The organism is Variovorax sp. AC194, from assembly GCF_979257995.1.
Genome location: NZ_OZ409823.1, coordinates 1,408,852 through 1,427,736, shown reverse-complemented (window position 1 = coordinate 1,427,736; position 18,885 = coordinate 1,408,852). Strand labels below are relative to the sequence as shown.

Annotated in this window: 20 protein-coding genes; 6 read left to right on the top strand and 14 right to left on the bottom strand. The window is 67.7% G+C overall.

What is annotated here, in order from left to right:
* Window positions 1–65 precede the first annotated feature (65 nt).
* The 5 genes from ACZYRS_RS06750 to rpoH all read left to right on the top strand — a co-directional run bounded on the left by ACZYRS_RS06750 (window position 66) and on the right by rpoH (window position 6,891).
* Entirely contained in the window at window positions 66–2,330 is a 2,265-nt protein-coding gene (locus ACZYRS_RS06750; protein ID WP_463418612.1) for an alkaline phosphatase family protein, read from the top strand.
* Window positions 2,331–2,342: 12 nt separating this feature from the next.
* Window positions 2,343–2,612 carry a hypothetical protein gene (locus ACZYRS_RS06745; RefSeq protein ID WP_463418611.1) on the top strand — a complete coding sequence of 90 codons (270 nt, stop codon included), beginning with the start codon at window positions 2,343–2,345 and terminating at the stop codon, window positions 2,610–2,612.
* A 43-nt stretch (window positions 2,613–2,655) separates the two neighbouring features.
* Entirely contained in the window at window positions 2,656–4,806 is a 2,151-nt protein-coding gene (locus ACZYRS_RS06740) for a phosphocholine-specific phospholipase C (RefSeq protein ID WP_463418610.1), read from the top strand.
* Between the two features lie 116 nt (window positions 4,807–4,922).
* Window positions 4,923–5,843 (top strand): LysR substrate-binding domain-containing protein, encoded by a 921-nt coding sequence (locus ACZYRS_RS06735; protein WP_463418609.1) that lies wholly within the window; start codon window positions 4,923–4,925, stop codon window positions 5,841–5,843.
* 106 nt (window positions 5,844–5,949) lie between these two features.
* Window positions 5,950–6,891 (top strand): RNA polymerase sigma factor RpoH, encoded by a 942-nt coding sequence (gene rpoH, locus ACZYRS_RS06730; RefSeq protein WP_198784950.1) that lies wholly within the window; start codon window positions 5,950–5,952, stop codon window positions 6,889–6,891.
* A gap of 43 nt (window positions 6,892–6,934) precedes the next feature.
* On the opposite strand, the gene ACZYRS_RS06725 is transcribed toward rpoH, so the two are convergent.
* From ACZYRS_RS06725 to ACZYRS_RS06700, 6 genes are read right to left on the bottom strand one after another with little or no spacing between them, the layout of a single operon-like run.
* Complete coding sequence (locus ACZYRS_RS06725; protein ID WP_463418608.1) at window positions 6,935–7,786, bottom strand: DNA alkylation repair protein; 852 nt, start codon at window positions 7,784–7,786, stop codon at window positions 6,935–6,937.
* Window positions 7,787–7,798: 12 nt separating this feature from the next.
* A complete protein-coding gene (locus tag ACZYRS_RS06720; protein WP_463418607.1) occupies window positions 7,799–8,404 on the bottom strand; it encodes an SCO family protein in 606 nt (201 codons plus the stop codon).
* Window positions 8,405–8,423: 19 nt separating this feature from the next.
* A complete protein-coding gene (cyoE, locus tag ACZYRS_RS06715) occupies window positions 8,424–9,329 on the bottom strand; it encodes a heme o synthase (RefSeq protein WP_463418606.1) in 906 nt (301 codons plus the stop codon).
* A complete protein-coding gene (locus ACZYRS_RS06710; RefSeq protein ID WP_463418605.1) occupies window positions 9,326–10,552 on the bottom strand; it encodes a COX15/CtaA family protein in 1,227 nt (408 codons plus the stop codon). Before ACZYRS_RS06710 ends, cyoE begins: the two co-directional genes overlap by 4 nt.
* 18 nt (window positions 10,553–10,570) lie before the next feature.
* Window positions 10,571–11,254, bottom strand: a complete 684-nt coding sequence (locus ACZYRS_RS06705; protein ID WP_198784945.1) for a hypothetical protein — start codon at window positions 11,252–11,254, stop codon at window positions 10,571–10,573.
* Window positions 11,238–12,080 carry an SURF1 family protein gene (locus ACZYRS_RS06700; protein ID WP_463418604.1) on the bottom strand — a complete coding sequence of 281 codons (843 nt, stop codon included), beginning with the start codon at window positions 12,078–12,080 and terminating at the stop codon, window positions 11,238–11,240. Before ACZYRS_RS06700 ends, ACZYRS_RS06705 begins: the two co-directional genes overlap by 17 nt.
* A gap of 27 nt (window positions 12,081–12,107) precedes the next feature.
* Between ACZYRS_RS06700 and ACZYRS_RS06695 the strand changes: the two genes are divergently transcribed.
* Complete coding sequence (locus ACZYRS_RS06695) at window positions 12,108–12,338, top strand: twin transmembrane helix small protein (RefSeq protein WP_013543416.1); 231 nt, start codon at window positions 12,108–12,110, stop codon at window positions 12,336–12,338.
* Window positions 12,339–12,415: 77 nt separating this feature from the next.
* Here the strand turns inward: ACZYRS_RS06695 and ACZYRS_RS06690 are convergent, their stop codons facing one another.
* The 8 genes from ACZYRS_RS06690 to ACZYRS_RS06655 form a co-directional block, all read right to left on the bottom strand.
* On the bottom strand, window positions 12,416–13,297 hold the full coding sequence (locus ACZYRS_RS06690) for a cytochrome c oxidase subunit 3 (protein ID WP_198784943.1): 882 nt from the start codon (window positions 13,295–13,297) through the stop codon (window positions 12,416–12,418).
* Window positions 13,298–13,357: 60 nt separating this feature from the next.
* Window positions 13,358–13,573 carry a DUF2970 domain-containing protein gene (locus ACZYRS_RS06685; protein WP_463418603.1) on the bottom strand — a complete coding sequence of 72 codons (216 nt, stop codon included), beginning with the start codon at window positions 13,571–13,573 and terminating at the stop codon, window positions 13,358–13,360.
* Window positions 13,573–14,199, bottom strand: coding sequence for a cytochrome c oxidase assembly protein (locus tag ACZYRS_RS06680; protein ID WP_463418602.1), 627 nt, complete (start codon window positions 14,197–14,199; stop codon window positions 13,573–13,575). The genes ACZYRS_RS06685 and ACZYRS_RS06680 overlap by 1 nt, the downstream gene beginning before the upstream one ends.
* A 26-nt stretch (window positions 14,200–14,225) precedes the next feature.
* Window positions 14,226–14,342 (bottom strand): cytochrome oxidase small assembly protein, encoded by a 117-nt coding sequence (locus ACZYRS_RS06675; protein WP_007836360.1) that lies wholly within the window; start codon window positions 14,340–14,342, stop codon window positions 14,226–14,228.
* A gap of 14 nt (window positions 14,343–14,356) precedes the next feature.
* On the bottom strand, window positions 14,357–15,997 hold the full coding sequence (gene ctaD, locus ACZYRS_RS06670) for a cytochrome c oxidase subunit I (protein ID WP_198784940.1): 1,641 nt from the start codon (window positions 15,995–15,997) through the stop codon (window positions 14,357–14,359).
* Between the two features lie 43 nt (window positions 15,998–16,040).
* On the bottom strand, window positions 16,041–17,219 hold the full coding sequence (coxB, locus tag ACZYRS_RS06665) for a cytochrome c oxidase subunit II (RefSeq protein WP_198784939.1): 1,179 nt from the start codon (window positions 17,217–17,219) through the stop codon (window positions 16,041–16,043).
* Between the two features lie 61 nt (window positions 17,220–17,280).
* Complete coding sequence (locus ACZYRS_RS06660) at window positions 17,281–17,757, bottom strand: DUF2244 domain-containing protein (RefSeq protein WP_093439357.1); 477 nt, start codon at window positions 17,755–17,757, stop codon at window positions 17,281–17,283.
* Window positions 17,758–17,956: 199 nt separating this feature from the next.
* Window positions 17,957–18,871, bottom strand: coding sequence for a class I SAM-dependent methyltransferase (locus tag ACZYRS_RS06655; protein WP_198784938.1), 915 nt, complete (start codon window positions 18,869–18,871; stop codon window positions 17,957–17,959).
* Between the last annotated feature and the right edge of the window lie 14 nt (window positions 18,872–18,885).

The following is an 18,885-nucleotide window of genomic DNA, read 5'->3' as shown; positions in this document are numbered from 1 at the left end:
TCGTCTCTGGCACGTCACCCCGCTCTTCTGTAATTCGGCCACCCCATCACCAGAGGCCGCCGAAAATGTCTGTCGAGCAACGTTCACCCTACCCCGTTCCGGGCGCCGCCATGCAGGCGCCTCGGGCCCATGAAACTGCGCGCGGCCCGCGCCGGCGCATCACCACATCCACGCGCGCCTTCGCGCTTGCCGTGACCCTGGCCGCGGTCCTCGCCGGCTGCGGTGGCGGCAGCGGCGGCGGCGCCGGCTTTTCGCTCCCGCCGATCGTGCCGCCCGCGGGCGCGGCGCCTGACGCCCCGACCGATGTGCCCCCAGGCGGCACACCGCCCGCCGCGAACCGCACGCTGGTCATCGACCTGGACGGCGCAACCTACGCCGCCGTGCGCAGCGGCATCGCCGCGGGCACGCTGCCGAACCTCGCGAAGCTCACGCCGCGCCTGGCCTACAGCGGCGGCATGGCCGGCACGCCGAGCCAGCAGCCCACGCTGGACATGCCCGGCTGGGCGACGCTGCTGACCGGCACCTGGGGCGCGCGCCACCAGGTGATGTCGGAGGCGCCCAAGCAGGCGATCCGCGGCGCCACCGTGTTCCAGATGGCCAAGGCGAAGCACGCCGCGGCGAACGGCGCCGCCGTGGCTTCGGCCGGGCTGGCGCAGTTGCTGTCCTCCGACCACGACAGCGGCTACCTCGACACGCTGGCCGATTGCTCCAGGGACGCGGCCGCCACCGACTGCGTGACCACGCAGGCGGCCGGACTCATCGGCGGCGACTACGCCATGGTGCTGGCGCAGTACCGCGCGACCAAGGACGCGGCGCTGGACTTCGGCATCGGCTCGCCCCAGTACGCGGGCACGCTCGCCACGCTGGACAAGGCGGTCGGCACCCTCGTCGCCACCGCCGCCGCAAAGCATCCGAACGACCGCTGGCTCATCGTGGTGACCGGCAACCACGGCCTGAGCGCGAACAGCCAGGACGACGGCCTGCCGCTCGTGCCCGAATCGAGCACCTTCATCGGCCTGAACCAGCCCGCGAACATTGCGGCGATGGGCGTCGGCGCCGAAGTGCCGCAGCAACTGGCCGAGCTCTACGCGTTCCCCAGCATCGCCGACTTGGCGCCGACGCTGCTCGGCCACCTGGACGCACTGCCGGATGCCAAGGCCCGCCCCATGGACGGCGGCCGGCTGACCGGCGCGCAGCCCGTCTCGCGGCTCGCGGCCTCGGTCATCGACGACAACTCCGCCACCGTGGCCGTCGCGCTGAGCTGGGTGGCGCCCTCGGCGGGCGCGATCACCGTCCTTCGCGACGGCCAGGTCATCGCCGCGAACCTGCCGGCCGGCACCGCCTCGTACGCCGACAGCCAGCTCGCGCAGGTGCTCGCGGCCAAGGGGACCTTCCAGTTCGACTACACGGTGCAGGCCGGTGACGGCGCCGCGGCGGCATCCCGGTCCATCCTGTCGCCGCGGCTCTCGTACGTGCCGCCGGTGCCGCTGGCGCCGACGCTGCGCAACGGCCTGGTTTCCTACTACCCGTTCAGCGCCACGCTGCCGCCGGTCGATGCCATGGGCCACAGCACGATGGGCCCGGCCGCGAGCGACCTGCCCGCGGCCGCCGGCCTGGTCGTGCCAGGTCCGTTCCCGGGCACGAACGGCCTCCTGGTCGACACCAACTTCGTCACCACCGCGGGCATCGAGGGCTACCGGCTCGTTCCGGCCGACGGCTTCGACATTTCCAAGGGCACCGCGCCGCAATTCACCATCGGCCTCTGGTTCAAGACACCGTCGTGCGTGGCGACCAACAACGTGACGATCGTCTCCAACAAGAGCTACGTGAGCGGCGGCAATGCAGGCGTGGCGATCGGGCTCTTCGCCAGTTCGGGCAACCAGTGCGGCGTGGCGTTCAACATCGGCTCGGGCGGCGGCGTGCGGGCGGACGGACCGACCGGCCCCTACACGCAGATCACCGTCAACCGCTGGGTGTACATCGCCTTCTCGGTCGACGGCGTGGCCAAGACGATGAACATGTACGTGTTCGACCCGGTCACGGGCACGACCAACCGCGTGGCGACGGGCAAGTCGACCGGCTCGGTGGACCTCACGAAGCTCTCGCCCTTCCCACAGTGGGGCATCGGCGACGACGGCACGGGCACCTTCCTCATGAACAAGTGCAACGGCACGGTGACGCCGCCGTACTTCGCGGGCAAGTGCGCGACCGCGCCGACTTACCAGCACCACTTGGGCGACCTGGCGATGTGGAACCGCGTGCTGACCGACGCGGAGCTGCAGTCGATCTTCCTGTCGAACCAGCCGCTGTCGACGCTGCCGGCCAACTGAGAGGGACGCACGATGACAACGAATTTCCCTTCCGGATTCGGCGGTGCCGCGAAAGCGGTGCTGGCAGCCTGCATCGCGTGCGCGCTCGCCGCCGGTTGCGGCGGCGGTGGCGGCAGCGCGGGCCCGTCGTGGCCGGCGGTACCTCCTGCCACATCCGCCGCCACGGGCGACGGCACCGCGGGGCCGCAGGTCCCGATCGTCGCGGCGCCCGCGCCCGGCAACGGCGCCCAAGCCGGCGCCGATGCGCCCGTTCCCAATTCGCGGCTCGACTGCGCGCCGTGACGGCGCCGGCGAAGCCCCCACCCCAACGCAGACCACAGCCATCATGACCTCATTGAATCGCCGCGCGCTCCTGCGCGCCGCCGCGGCCGCCGCCGCGCTCGGGCCCTTTCCGCCCGCCATCCAGCGCGCGCTGGCCATCCCGGCCAACAACGCGACGGGCACCATCAACGACGTGGAGCACGTCATCATCCTGATGCAGGAGAACCGCTCCTTCGACCACTACTTCGGCACCATGCCCGGCGTGCGCGGCTTCAGCGACCGCTTCACCATCCCCATGGCCTCGGGCAAGCCGGTGTGGCTGCAGCAGGGCACGGCCGACACGGTGCAGCCCTTCTACCTGGACGCCACCAAGGGCAACGCGCTGCGCGTGGGCGGCGCGCACGACTGGGGCGACCAGCAGGCCGCCTGGGACGGCGGGCGCATGGCCGCGTGGCCCAAGGCCAAGAACACCAAGATCTCGATGGGCCACCTGCGCCAGTCGGACCTGCCCTTTCACTTCGCGCTGGCCGATGCCTTCACGGTCTGCGACGCGTACCACACGTCGATCCATACCGGCACCTTCACCAACCGCATGTTCCTGTGGAGCGGCACGAACGGCGCCAACGTGGTCGGCCGCGCCTGCGTGACCAACGCCAACTGGGGGGGCCTGGGCCCCTCGGGCGACGGCCTGAACTGGAGCACCTACCCCGAGCGCCTGCAGGCGGCCGGCGTGCGCTGGAAGGTCTACAACCGCCCGGGCAACAACAGCAACAACAACCAGCTCGTCGCATTCGCGTCGTACCGCGCCGTCGACGAGCAGCTGCGCGCGCAAGGCTCGCCGAACGCGACGTACACGCCGGCGATGGAGGCGCAGTCGCCGCTGTACAAGGGCTTTGGCAACACCATGCCCGACGGCGGCTTCCTGCAGGCCGTGGCCGACGACATCGCCGCGGGCACGCTGCCGCAGGTCAGCTGGATCGTCGCGCCCGGCGCCTACAGCGAGCACCCGAGCATGTCGGTGCCGCAGCAGGGCGCCTGGTACATCCAGACGCTGCTGGACATGCTCACGGCCAACCCGGAGGTCTGGAGCAAGACGGTGCTGATCATCAACTTCGACGAGAACGACTGCTTCTTCGACCACGTGCCGCCGCCCGCGCCGCCGTGGCGCAACCCCGACGGCAGCCTGGAGGGCAAGTCGACGGTGGACGTCGCGAACGAGTACTACACGATGCCCGCGCCGGCCGGCGACTCGAGCCAGCGCACGCCCGACGGCCGGCCCTTCGGCGCGAGCTCGCGCCTGCCGATGCTGGTGATCTCGCCGTGGAGCGTGGGGGGCTGGGTCAACTCCCAGGCCTTCGACCACACCTCGACGCTGCGCTTCCTGGAGCAGCGCTTCGGCGTGCGCGAGACCAACATCAGCCCGTGGCGCCGCGCGGCGTTCGGCGACCTGATGTCGTGCTTCGACTTCCGCAACCCGAATGGCGCGCGGCCCGCGCTGGTGCCCGCGCCCACCCGGGCGCAGGCCGACGCCACCTATACGCAGCAGGTGGCCTCGCCCGGCGTGCCGGTGCCCGCGGCGGGCTCGGTGCCGCTGCCGTCGCAGCCGCTCGCACTGCGGCCTTCGCGGGCGCTCCCCTACCGCCTGCACACCAGCGCCAACGTCGACCTCGTGGGCGGTCAGGTGTGGCTCACCTTCAGCAACACCGGCGCGCAGGGCGCCGTGTTCCACGTGTACGACGAGCTGAACCTCACGCGCTACCCGAAGCGCTACACCGTGGAGGGCGGCAAGATGATCTCCGACGCGTGGAAGGCGATGGCGGACAACGCGGGCAAGTACAGCCTCTGGGTGCTCGGTCCGAACGGTTACCACCGGCACTTCAAGGGCGACCTCACGGCGCTCGCGAGCGGGCCGAACCCCGAGGTGCGCGTGTGCTACGACCCCGAGCGCAATTCGGTCTACCTCACGGTGATGAACATGGGCGATGCCCCGGCGACCGTGACAGTGCGAGCCAACGCGTACCGCGGCGACGGCCCCTGGACCTACACCGTCTCGCCCGGCATGCAGGTGGAGCCCTCGTGGAGCCTGGCGGACACCCACAGCTGGTATGACTTCACGCTGGAGATGGGTACCGGCTTCGAGCGGCGCTTCGCAGGAAGGCTGGAGACGGGCAAGGACGGCGTGAGCGATCCGGCCATGGGCGTGGCGGCCGCATAGGCCATGGATCGGCCGTGGGCCGGCCGCGACGGATGCGGACCTACACACGGGCATCACGATCGGCCGGCATCATGGCGCGCTTCCACACGACCCGCCGACCCGGAAGGCCCCTCCCAGTGACGCTCAACCAGATTCGCGCATTCATCGCGGTCGCCCACGACGGCGGCTTCACCGCTGCCGCGCGCACGCTGGGCATGAGCCACAGCACGCTGAATTCGCAGATCCAGATGATGGAGCGGGCGTATGGCGCCGAGCTGTTCCACCGCCGGGGCCGGCGCGTGGAACTGTCCGCGCTGGGCCTAGAGATGCTGCCGCTGGCGCGGCGGATGATCGCGCTCGAAGGCGACATGAGCTCGCTGCTGGACGACAGCGGCAAGCTGCGCCGGGGCTCGCTCAAAGTGGGCGCGGTCGGCCCCTTTCATGTCACGGAGATGATCGAGGCGTACCACGCGGTGCACCCGCGCATCAAGATCTCGGTCACCCTCGGCAACTCCGAAGTCGTGCTGGACGCGCTCGACAAATACGTGAGCGACGTGGGCGTGGTGGCCAGCCGTTTCCCCGACGAGCGCTATCACATGCAGCTCTATGCGCGCTATCCGGTGATCGCGTTCGTGCACGTCGGGCATCCGTTCGCCAAGCGCGAGTCCATCGCGCTCAAGGAGCTGGCCGGGCAGCCGCTGCTGATGCGCGAACCCGGCTCGACCACCCGCAAGGCGCTCGAGGACGCATTGCTCAAAGAGGGCGTGACGGTCCAGGTCGCCATGGAAATCGGAAGCCGCGAGGCGCTGCGGGAGGCCGTTGCGCGCGGGCTGGGCATCGGCACGGTCTCGCAGTCGGAATATGTGCCCGATCCGCGGCTGAGGCCCGTGCCCATCGGGGGCGATGTCGTCTCCACCCACATCCACGTGTGCTGCCTGCGGGAGCGGCGCGAGAGCCGGCTGATCTCGTCTTTCTTCGAGGCCATCGAGGCTTCGCCCGCCCAGCGGGCGGAACTTCGGGGCGTCCGGCAGCCTCCGAAGAGGCTGGCAGGCGACTGAAGTAGTAGTTTCTGACTATCAAGCCGATACAAACCCAGGGGAACCCTTGGTTTAGCACTCCCTCTAACCGAGTGCTAATATGGCCAACACAAAGGAGTTTCCCCTGATGACAACGCTGTCTGGAGTCTCTGCCAACCAGCTGGCCGTCGCCAATCCATGGTCGATGGTCCCCCCGCTGGGCAACCTGGATGCTTACATTTCGGCCGCCAACCGCCTGCCGCTGCTCACGCTCGAAGAAGAGCAGGGCTTCGCTCGCAAGCTGCGCGACCAGAACGACCTCGAATCCGCCGGTGCGCTGATCCTCTCGCACCTGCGCCTGGTGGTTTCCATCTCCCGCCAATACCTGGGCTACGGGCTGCCGCACGGCGACCTGATCCAGGAAGGCAACGTGGGCCTCATGAAGGCCGTGAAGCGCTTCGACCCCGACCAGGGCGTGCGGCTGGTGAGCTACGCCATGCACTGGATCAAGGCCGAGATTCACGAGTACATCCTGAAGAACTGGCGCATGGTCAAGGTCGCGACGACCAAGGCCCAGCGCAAGCTGTTCTTCAACCTGCGCTCGATGAAGCAGGGCTTCAAGGCCGACTCGGCTGCGTCCGACAACGGCACGCACCGCGAAACGCTCAGCCCCGACGAGGTGTCGCAGATGGCGACCCGGCTGAACGTCAAGCCCGAGGAAGTGCTCGAGATGGAAACCCGCCTGTCGGGCGGCGACGTGCTGCTCGATCCGGGTCCGTCCGATGACGGCGACGAAGCCTTCGGCCCGATCGCCTACCTGGCCGACGCCACGCAGGAGCCGACCGCCCTGCTCGAATCGCAGCAGCGCGACCGCCTGTCGAGCGACGGCATCGCCACCGCGCTCGAAGCGCTGGACGACCGCAGCCGCCGCATCGTCGAAGAGCGCTGGCTCAAGGTGAACGACGACGGCTCGGGCGGCATGACGCTGCACGACCTGGCCGCGGTGTACGGCGTGAGCGCCGAGCGCATCCGCCAGATCGAAGTCGCCGCGATGAAGAAGATGAAGAAGGCGCTGGCGGACTACGCGTAAGCCACCCTCTTCCAGCAAAAAGCCCGGCACCGCCGGGCTTTTTTCATGGACCTTTGGAAAGCGTCCGCAACGCCCGCTTCGCGATGTACCGCGTCGCATCGGTGTCCGATTCCGCGACCCAGCGCTTGCAGAGCTTGTCGACCCACTCTCCTTGCGTCTTGCTCGCGTCGTTGAGCCAGTTCGCCACCGAGTTCTGCACATAACGGCTGCCGTCCGCCCGCAGCGGTTCGATCAGCGGCAAGGCACGCCAAGGCTCGGCTTTGAGCGCCTCGATCTGCGCACACCACACGCCGCGCGGCCGCGTGAGTTCGCTGGCGAAGCGGCGGATGTTCGGATCGGCATCGAGCACCCACGGCTGCAGCAGCGCGAGCGCTTCGTCGAGCGAGGCGATGACCGCGTCGCGCACCGCCATCCAGGCGATCTCGCGCACGCCGAAATGCGGATCGGCGGCGAAGCGGCGCACGGCTTCGAGCTGCGCCGGCAAAGGCAGCCCGGAGAGCGTGACCCATTGCGCCGCCCAGCAGCGCGCCACGTCGCTCGCGTGCGTGGCCAGCCGGTGCGCGACGGCATCGCGCTCGGCGTGCAGCGACGTCAGGTCGTAGAGCGCGCGGGCGATGTGCGTGTGCCGCTGCATCGGCTTGAAGGCGCCGAGCATGACGATGGTGTCGGCCAACCGTTCGCTTGCCGCATCGAGCCCGAGATGGCCCGCCACGCTGCGCGCCAGTTGCGGCAGCTCGAGCGCCATGAATTCGTTGAGATTGACCGTTTCGAGCAGCCCGTCGTTGAGGGCGCGCAGCACTTCGGGCGGAATGAGCGCGATGCGGAAGGCGCCCTTGCGCGCCTTCAGGTGATCGACCGATGCGACGACCACGCCAGCGGCAGCAGCAGCGTCCACGGACCGGCCTCCTCAGGAGCCGATCAGCGTCTTCAGGTCCGACACCATCGCCGGCACGCCCGCGCCATAGCGCGCGTAGAGCCGCAGCCGGCCCTGCGGGTCGTAGATGAAGCTGGCGGCCGAGTGGTCCATCGAGTAGCTGGTGGGCGTCTTGCCGTCCACCTTCTTGTAGTAGACCTTGAAGTCCTTGGCGGTCGCGACGAGCTCGTCGGCCGTCGGGATCAGCGCGACGAAGTTCGGGTCGAACGCGCCCATGTAGGCCTTCATCACCTCGGGGGTGTCGCGCGCCGGATCGACGGTGACGAACAGCACCTGCAGCTTGTCGCCGTCCTTGCCCAGTTGCTGCTTGACCTGCGCCATCTCGGTCATGGTGGTCGGGCAGACGTCGGGGCATTGCGCGTAGCCGAAGAACAGCACCACCGCCTTGCCCTTGAAGTCGGCCATGGTGCGGACCTTGCCGTCGGCGTCCTTCAGCGAGAAGTCCCTGGCGTAGTCGGCGCCGGTGATGTCGACCGCATTGAAGCTCTGCTTGGTCTCGCTGCAGGCCGCGAGCCCCACGCCCAGCGCTGCCACGGCCAGGCCGCCGGCGATCAGTTTCAGAGCGTTGCGCTTGTTCATGGGACGAGGAGTGTTCAATTCAATGGAGGTAGTGATCCACGAGCAGCGCCAGGAACAGCACGCTCAGGTGGATCAGCGAAAACCGGAAGGTCTTGCGCGCGAGCGTGTCGGAGTAGTTGCGCCAGAGCGCGAACGCATAGCCCGTGAAACCGATGCTCACGGCCACTGCGACCGCCAGGTACAGCCAGCCGCTCATGCCGTAGATGAAGGGCATGAGGCACGCCGCGAAAAGAATGAAGGTGTAGAGCAGCACCTGCAGCCGCGTGAACTCGTTGCCGTGCGTGACCGGCAGCATCGGCAGGCCCGCCTTGCGGTAGTCCTCGACGCGGTAGAGCGCGAGCGCCCAGAAGTGCGGCGGCGTCCACAGGAAGATGATGAGAAAGAGGATCAGCGCCTCGGGGCCCACGTCGCCCGTCATCGCGGCCCAGCCCAGCACCGGCGGCATCGCGCCCGAGGCGCCGCCGATCACGATGTTCTGCGGCGTCAGCGGCTTCAGGATCACCGTGTAGATCACCGCATAGCCGACGAAGGTGGCGAAGGTCAGCCACATCGTGAGCGGGTTGACCGTGAACCACAGCAGCGCCGACCCGGCCGCGCACAACAGGGCCGAGAACACCAGCGCCTGCATGTCGCTCAGCTGCCCGCGCGCGGTGGGCCGCCAGGCGGTGCGCTTCATCTTGGCATCGATGCCCTTCTCGACCAGGCAGTTGAACGCCGCCGCCGCGCCGGCCACCAGCCAGATGCCGATGCACGCGAGCACGGCGCGCTGCAGGTCGAACCACGAGGGCAGTCCGGGCACGGCCAGCACCATGCCGATCAGCGCGCAGAACACGATCAGCTGCACCACGCGCGGCTTGGTCAGCGCGTAGAACTGGCGCAGCACGTTCGCGGTGCTGGTGTGCTGAACGGGAATCGGGGTGCTCACGCAGGGGCTTTCTTCGAGGTGGGGGTCGTGGAGGTACCGCGTGCATTGTCGTCGGCACGCGCCGTGGCCGTTGCGGCGGCCTCGCGGCGGCTCTCGCACAGCGCCCAGGTCAGCACCACGGCCAGCGCCGCGGCACCGCCGGTGTGAAGCACCGCTGCGGCCAGCGGCCAGCCGAGCAGCACGTTGCCCAGGCCCGTGGCGAGCTGGAGCAGCGCCAGGCCGGCCAGCCAATGGGCCTGCGGGCGCAGCGCGTCGATGCGGCGCAGGCGCCAGGCAAGCAGGCCGAGCGCGACGAAGACCGCATAGGCCATCAACCGGTGCGCATAGTGGATCGCCGTGAGCGCCGAGAAATCGAGCGACTGGCCGTCGCCGGTCACGCCCAGGTGGCGCCAGATCTCGAAGCCCTGCGCGAAATTCATCGGCGGCCACCAGCTGCCCTGGCAGGTCGGGAACTGGGTGCAGGCGAGCACCGCGTAGTTGGTGCTGACCCAGCCGCCGAGCGCGATCTGCAGCACGAGCAAGACGGTGGTCGCGATCAGGCCGTTGCGCAGCATCGGCGACACCGGGGTCGGCAAACGGTCTGCGGCAACCTGTCGATAGCGAACCGCCTGAATGCATAACAACGCGAGCAGCACGACGGCGCCGAGCAGGTGCAACGTGACGATCGCGGGGAAGAGCTTCCAGGTGACGGTCATCGCGCCGAAAGCGCCCTGCAGGCACACCCAGACCAACGTCGCCGCCGGCCACCATGCGCTGAGCGTGGCATGGTCGCCATCCGCCGGCGCCGCGGGCTGGCGCGACTGACGCCGCCGCACGATCCAGGTCGCAGCGGCCAGCGTCAGGATCAGCACGCCCACGCCCGTCGCCAGATAGCGATGGACCATCTCCACCCACGCCTTGCTGTGCGTCACCGGCCCGCTCGGCTGGGCCGACTGCGCCATCGCGATCTCGTGCCGCGCGCCGACCGGACTGGCGTTGCCGTAGCAGCCGGGCCAGTCGGGGCAGCCCAGGCCCGAATCGGTCAGGCGCGTGAAGGCGCCGAACAGCGTGAGGTCGAAGGTGAGGAACAGCGTGAGCACCGTCAGCGCATGCAGCCGCCGCGCCGGACCGTGCCCCGCGTTGCGGCGCCACACCCAGATGAGCGGCCCGAGCGCGATCAGCACGCCGGCCGCCATCAGCCAGGCGATCGGTGCGAGGTCGTACAGGGAACTCGTGTCCGTCATGGGCAGGTCATCGGCAGGTCAACGGCCGGGTTCGTCCCACGACGAGGATGCGCGCAGCAGGCGATCGATGTCGCGCTTGGCGCGGCTCGCGCCGGCGGCGTCCATGCGCGCGGGGAAACGCATCATCCAGTTGCCCATCGGGTCGACCACATAAAGGTGCTCGGTGAGGGCGTGACCGGAAACGGGGGCGAGCCACTTGGCCAACTGGTCGGCCGGCACGCGCAGCACCGTCGCGCCATGCAGGCCGTTGTTCAGTCGCTCGGGGATCGGGGCGGCGTCGCTCACGAGCCAGACGCGGTCCATGCGGTCCTTCTCGCGGCCCAGGCTCTCGCGCAGTTGCCGCTGCAGGTACAGCTGCTGCTCGCACAGCGCGTCGCAGGCGGCATCGGCCACCGCGACCAGGAGCCACTGGCCCTTGAGCGTGGCGACGTCGACCGGCGCGCCGTTGCGGTCGGTGGCGGTCAGCCGGGGCAGTTCGCGCTGCGGGTTGATCAGCTCGCCGTAGACGCTGCGGCCCTCGGGGCGGATCACGTAGTAGGTGAAGTACGACGCGATGACGGGCGCCGCGCACATCAGCAGCACCGCGATCATCTTCCAGCGCCCGACGACCGTGCGCCGGCCCTCGGCGCCGTCGAGCGCCTGATTCGGCGACGGCATCGAATGCACCGTCAGGCCCAGCGGTTCGTCAGAGGCGGCGTTCATCGCGTGCACGGCGCCGCGAGCGGCGGAAGGGGGTGATGAATTGGAACCAGACATAGAGGATGACGACGAGGGCCGAGAGGCCGAACCACTGGAATGCGTAACCGTAGTGCCTCTCCAAGCCCAGCGCCGGGGCCGGCCAGTCGCGCTGCAGGCCCTCGGAGGCCGGCCCGGTCTGCTGCAGCGACACATCGGTTCGCAGCGGCAGCTTGGTCTCGGCACGGAACGCCTCCAGGTCGAGATTTTGCCGGATGGACGAAGACCCCTCGGCGGCCGGTGCTGGCGCGGCAGCAGATGCCGTCGGAGCGGGCGCCGAAGCGGCGGCGCCCGACGATGTGCCCAGCTCGAGCAGGTGGCTCGGCGGCGGCTCGATCAGGCCCGTGACCTCGACGATACCGGCCGGCGTTTCGACCGCTCCGAGCTTCGTGCGGTCGACGAAATTGCGCTGCACCCAGCCGCGCTGGATCATCACCGTCTGCTCGGTGCCTTCGAGGGCGAAGGGCGTGAGCACGTAGAAGCCGGGCACGCCGTGCATCTGGCGGTTGTCCAGGTACACCGTCTGCGGCGTGAGCCAGAGGCCGCGCAGGCGCACCGGCCGGTGCAGCGAATCGCTGGCCTGCGGCAGTGCCAGGAACTCGGCCTGGTCGAGCGCGGGCTTCTGCTTTTCGGCGTCGATGCTGGCCTGCAGTGCTTCTTTCTGCGCGGCGCGCGAGAGCTGCCAGCGGCCCAGCGAGACGGTGGCGGCCACCGTCAGGACGGCCGCGATGGTGACGAGCCAGAAGCGGCCACGGTGGCGCGGCGCTTCGCTGTTCAGGGGTTCAGGGATCACTGGAGAGGACGGGGCGTGCGGCCGATAATGCGGGTCATGAAATATTTCGTCGCCCTGGTGTTCCTGGGCATCTTCGCGAGCCTCGGATTTGCGCTGTACTTCATGCTGAAGGACGGGCGCAATGGGCGCGCCAAGAGCGGCGGCATGGCGCGCGCGCTCACCTTTCGGATCGGCCTGTCGGTGTTTTTGTTCCTCTGCATGCTGCTCGCCTGGAAACTCGGCTACATCCAGCCCACCGGGCTCCCGCTCGGCAAGTAGATGGTGCTCGTTCCACGAGAACCATGAAAAAGGCGCCTTACGGCGCCTTTTTTCTGGAATGCCGCGAGGTTCTTCGCTCAAAGCCAATAGACCAGCATGTAGAGACCCAGCCACACCACGTCCACGAAGTGCCAGTACCAGGCCGCGCCCTCGAAGCCGAAGTGGCGCTCGGGCGTGAAGTGACCCTTCTGCAAGCGCAGCGTGATGAACAGCAGCATCAGCATGCCGATGAACACATGCAGGCCGTGGAAGCCGGTGAGCATGAAGAAGGTCGAGCCGTAGGTGCCCGAGCTGAGCTTCAGGTTCAGTTCGGTGTACAGGTGGTGGTACTCGTAACCCTGCACGCCCAGGAAGATCACGCCCAGGAGCACGGTGAGCCACATGAAGCGGATGGTCTGCGCACGATGGCCGGCACGCAGCGCGTGGTGGGCGATGGTGAGCGTCACGCCCGAGCTCAGCAGGAGCGCCGTGTTGATGGTGGGCAGCCAGAACGGACCCACGGTCTGGAACGGCTCGACGATGTCGGCCGGCGATGCAGTCGCACCGGCGGCCACGCTCGGCCACACGGCCTTGAAGTCGGGCCAGAGGATCGCGTTGTCCAGGCTCCCGAGCGCGGGCAGCGAGTGGGTGCGGGCCCACCAGAGCGCAGTGAAGAAGGCGCCGAAGAACATCACCTCGGAGAAGATGAACCAGCTCATGCTCCAGCGGAACGAGAGGTCGACCTTGTGGCCGTACTGGCCGCCTTCGCTCTCGCCGATGGCCGCGCGGAACCACACGAAGAGCGTGCCGAGCCAGCCGAGCATGCCGGCCGCGAGCGACCAGGCGCCCCATTCGTGGCCGTTGATCCATTGCGCCGCACCGAGGATCACGAAGAACAGGCCGGTCGCCGCCATGACCGGGTAGGCCGATGGTCCGGGCACGAAGTAGTAGGGCGTGGTGCCGTGGGTGGTTGAACTCATATCAGCTCCTGGCTTTCTTTCTTCTCTCGATTCAATGGATTCTGTGTGTCGCGGGTTTCGTCAGGCCATGCCAGCCACATGCCGCACCAGCAGCACCAGCCCGACGACGAAGACGATCACCAGGGCGAATGCCACCGCGATGATGTGCAACGGATTCAGCTTGCCCAGGTCTTCCTGGTAGGCGCTGTTCTTGCGAACGCCGAAGAACGACCAGCCCACCGCCTTCACCGTGTCCCACAGCGTGGCCTTCGGCTTGTTCGATGGCGCAGCGGTCATCACGAGCGCGGCTCATTGGCGGTGGTCGTGACTGCGGCCACCGGCGCCGCCGGCGTCTTGCCGCCCACCTCGAAGAAGGTGTACGACAGCGTGATGGTCTTCACGTCCTTGGAGATCTTCGGGTCGATCACGAACGCGACCGGCCACTGCTTCTTCTCGCCCGGATCGAGCGTGTACTGGTTGAAGCAGAAGCACTCGAGCTTGTTGAAATAAGGCGCGGCCTGCTGCGGCGCGTAGCTCGGAATGGCCTGCGCGGCCATGCGGCGGTTCTGCACGTTCTGGAACTCGTACATCACCGTGTTGAGCTGGCCCGGATGCACCTCGATGGTCCGCTCCGCGGGCTTGAAGTCCCAGAGGCCGCCGCGCACGTTGGAGTCGAACTCGACCTTGATCGTGCGGGTCATGTCGACCTGCGTGTTGTCGGGCACGCGCACGTTCTTGCCGCCACTGGCGCCGCCCGGCACCTCGAGCTCGGAGAGCGCAAGGATGTTGATGCCGGTCATCTCGCAGATCGCGCGGTACATCGGCACCAGCGCGTAGCCGAAGGCGAACATGCCGCAGGTCACGACGGCGAGCTTGCCGACCATGCGCACATTGGCGCGGCGGATGCGTTGGCCGAGACTCATGGATGCTGCTCCCGTTCGGTGGGCGGTCAGCGACCGCTGAAGAAGACCATGCGCACGATGAAGCCGATGAAGAAGATCACCGCGATGGAGGCCAGCGTGAGCCCCATGCGACGGTTGTTCTTTCTTTGTTCGGGTGTGGTCATCGTCGTGCGGTCGATCAACCGATCACCTTGGTGGCGGTCGGATCGAGCTTGGGCGGGGTCTCGAAGGTGTGGAACGGCGCCGGCGAGGGCACTTCCCACTCCAGGCCTTCCGCTGCTTCCCACGGCTTCTGCGAAGCCTTCTCGCCCTTGCCGCGCATGGTCGGCAGCACGATGAAGAGGAAGAAGTACACCTGCGCGAAACCGAAGAAGAAGGCACCGACCGACGCGAGCGCGTTGAAGTCGGCGAACTGCATCGGGTAGTCGGCGTAGCGCCGCGGCATGCCGGCCAGGCCCAGGAAGTGCATCGGGAAGAAGGTCACGTTGAACGAGATCAGCGACCACCAGAAGTGCACCTTGCCGCGCGTTTCGTTGTACATCACGCCGGTCCACTTGGGCACCCAGTAGTAGAAGCCCGAGAACATGGCGAACAGCGAGCCGGCCACCAGCACGTAGTGGAAGTGGGCCACCACGTAATACGTGTCCTGCAGCTGCGTGTCGATCGGCGCGACCGCCAGGATGAGGCCGGTGAAGCCGCCCATCGTGAACACGAAGATGAAGCCGACCGCGAACAGCATGGGCGTCTCGAAGGTCATCGAGCCCTGCCACATCGTGGCGATCCAGTTGAAGATCTTCACGGCCGTGGGCACCGCGATCAGCATCGTCGCGTACATGAAGAACAGCTGGCCGGTCAGCGGCATGCCGGTCGTGAACATGTGGTGCGCCCACACGATGAACGACAGGATGGCGATCGACGAGGTGGCGTACACCATCGAGGCGTAGCCGAAGAGCTTCTTGCGGGCGAAGGCCGGCACCACCTGGCTGATGATGCCGAAGGCCGGCAAGATCATGATGTAGACCTCGGGGTGGCCGAAGAACCAGAAGATGTGCTGGTACATCACCGGGTCGCCACCGCCGGCGGGGTTGAAGAAGCTGGTGCCGAAGTGGCGGTCGGTCAGCGTCATCGTGATGGCGCCTGCGAGCACGGGCATCACGGCGATCAGCAGGTAGGCGGTGATGAGCCAGGTCCAGCAGAACATCGGCATCTTCATCAGCGTCATGCCGGGCGCGCGCATGTTCAGGATGGTCACGATGATGTTGATCGAGCCCATGATCGAGGAGGCGCCCATGATGTGCATCGCGAAGATGCCGGCGTCCATCGAGGGGCCCATCTGCAGCGTGAGGGGCGCGTAGAGCGTCCAGCCCGCGGCCGGTGCGCCGCCGGGCATGAAGAACGAACCCACCAGCATCAGCGCTGCGGGAATCAGCAGCCAGAAGCTGAAGTTGTTCATGCGCGCGAACGCCATGTCGGAGGCGCCCACCTGCAGCGGGATCATCCAGTTCGCAAAACCCACGAAGGCCGGCATGATGGCGCCGAACACCATGATCAGGCCGTGCATGGTGGTGAACTGGTTGAAGAGCTCGGGGTTCACCAGCTGCAGGCCGGGCTGGAACAGCTCGGCGCGGATCAGGAGGGCCAGGATGCCGCCCACCATCAGCATCGTGAAGCTGAACAGCAGGTAGAGCGTGCCGATGTCCTTGTGGTTGGTCGCGAAGACCCAGCGGCGCCAGCCGGTGGGCGCTGCGTGATGCTCGTCGTGGCCGTCGTGTGCGTGGTCGCCGTGGGCGTGACCGTGGGGGTCGAGGACTGCACTCATTTCGTTGTTCCTTGCAATTTCTTCTTCGCGGGGCGCTGCCGTATCACTTGCCGCGCAGGGCCAGCACTTCGGCCGGCTGCACCAGCTGGCCCGTCTTGTTCGACCAGCTGTTCTTGGTGTACGTGGCCACTGCCGCGAGGTCGGTGTCGCTCAGCTGTTTCCAGGAGGGCATCGCGCCGTTGTTCTGGCCGTTGAGCAGCACCGTCAGCTGCACCTTGTGGTCGGCGTCGGTCACCTTGGGCGAGCCGTCCAGCGGCTTGATCGGGCCCGCGCCCTTGCCGTTGGCCTGGTGGCAGGCGGCGCAGTTGGCGGCGTAGACCTTCTCGCCGCGCACCAGCATCTCGGGCAGCGCCCAGACCTTGGTCGGGTCGTCCAGCTTGGCCGCGGCTTCCTTGCGCTTGGCGGCAACCCACGTCGTGTAGTCGCCTGCCGAGACCACCTTCACGTGGATCGGCATGTAGGCGTGTTCCTTGCCGCACAGTTCCTGGCACTGGCCGTAGTAGTCGCCCACCTTCTCGGCGCGGAACCAGGTGTCGCGCACGAAGCCGGGAATCGCGTCCTGCTTCAAGCCCAGCTGCGGCACGGCGAACGCGTGGATCACGTCGTTGGCGGTGGTGATGATGCGCACCTTCTTGTTGACCGGCACCACCAGCGGGTTGTCGACCTTGAGCAGGTAGTCGTCGGGCATCACGCCCTTGGCGCCGGCATCGGACATCGCGCGCTGCGAGCTGTCCAGCGTGGAGATGAAGGCCAGGCCCTCGCCTTCGCCGTTCAGGTAGTCGTAGCCCCACTTCCACTGGTAGCCCGTGGTCTTGATCGTGAGGTCGGCGTTGGTGGTGTCCTTCTGGGCCACCAGCACCTTGGTGGCGGGCAGCGCCATCACGATCACGATGAGGAAGGGAACGATGGTCCAGATGACCTCGACCACCACCGATTCATGGAAGTTCGCGGCCTTGTGGCCCACCGACTTGCGGTGCTTCCAGATCGAATAGAACATGACCGCGAACACGGCGACGAAGATGACCGTGCACAGGATCATCATGATCGTGTGGAGCAGATGCTGCTCCTGCGCGATCTTGGTCACACCGACCGGAAGATTCAACTGGCGAACCGAAGGGCCGCCGGGCAGATCGTTGACTGCGTGCGCCGCGCTGCTGAAAGCCGCGCCGGCCGCCAGCAACAGATTCGCCGGCCTGTACTTGTTGCGCCAAATGCTCTTCATCGTGTTCACGTTTCTTCAATTTTTTCGACAAACCCAACCGTGCAACGCTGCGCAAGCCGCTTCAAGCGCCACGCAACGCCATGCGAATCTCGCGCGCCAGTGCCGCACGCAACTCCGGGCGTACATAGCGCCCCACCCTGACTGATCGACCCTGCCCCGAGACCTCGATCAGCGAGCGATCGCTGGTCTGCGGTTCGATCCGCACCTGGTGCGGAAGAAATTCCGTGCGTTCGTAGCGCCCACCGTCCTCGAGCTCCACGACCAGCCGTCCACCCTGCAATGCGATCCGTTCTCCATCGGTCGCATGCCGTGCGTACAGCATGAATGCGAAACCCACCGCGGCCAGTTCGAGCCAGGCGAATGGCAGCACCAGCGGCGCACCGTGCAGCCAGAACACCGTCCCGATACCGAGCGATACCACGCACAGCGACGCGTAGAGCCAGCCCAGCTGGCTCGGGGTCACCGAGCAGTTCCGCTTCAGGAACCAGTGAATGCTCTGGCCTGAAACGGTGGCAAAACGAAACACGGAATTCGACACGGGCGAGTTCAGCAAATCGGTGCGTCGATGGTCGCCAACTCCCTCGTACACCCTCGTACAAATGGGATCCGACAGGCCCTCGATCGCGGGACAATACCCGCGAGTTTCACGCAACGGCGGATTGTAGCGGGTAGATACCGGCGCTCGCGAGGCCCTCGTGGGGCGCCCGGGACGCCTACGGGTCACTACTACTAGGCAATCAGGCGCCTGGCCGACCTCGTTGCAGCATCGAGCGCATCTCACGCAGCGACACCGCGCTTTCGGCCGCGAGCGACACGCGCGGCGCCGGCTTGAAGGCATGGCCGTAGATGACCTCGAAGGTCAGCGCGATGTGGCCGTTGCCACCCTCGGCCGGCGCCAGTTCGGGCAGCGCGCCCTTCAGCGCCTTGTGCCAGGTCTTGCCGCGCAGCGCCGCAAAGCGCGCCGGGTGCAGGTTGCGCCCGAGCGTGCGCAACTCGGCCAGCGCCGCCTCGGGCGTGGCCCAGGTGAGCACGATGCGCTCCATGTCCATCACGGGCTCCGCGAAGCCGGCGTGCACCAGCATGTCGCCCCAGTCGTGCATGTCGGTGTATTCATGGCCGGCCGCGGGCCAGCCTAGGCGTGCATGCAGCGCGCGCAGTTCGCGCACGGTGTCGGGGCCCAGGCACGAGAACATCAGGAAGCCGTCGGTTGCGACCAGCCGGTGCCACTGCGAGATCAGCGCCTCGGGGTCGGCCGCCATGTGCAGCGACATGTTCGCCCAGAGCAGGTCGACGCCGTCCTCGGGCGGCGCATCGAACCGGGCCTTGCCGCCCTGCCAGCGGCGCGCGCTCCACCAGGGTGCGGCGAGCGCCTCGCCGGTCTTGCCGGCCAGCGACGGTTCGGGTTCGATCACATAGGAAGCCGCATCGCGGTAGCGGCGCGCCACCAGTTCGTGCGCCTCGAGGCCGCCGCGCAAGGGCGCCCAATCGGCCCAGGTGCGGGGCTGCGCCTTGATCCATTGCAGCCGGTCTTCCATGCGCCGGCCGATTTCTTCGTGCAGCCACGGCGAGCCCTCGGCGGGCGCCAGCCGGCGCCAGCGTGCGGCCGCCGTGGGATCGATGGTCGGCGGTCTTCTTGCGGGGTCGGTGGCCATGGGGCCGTGAGTAT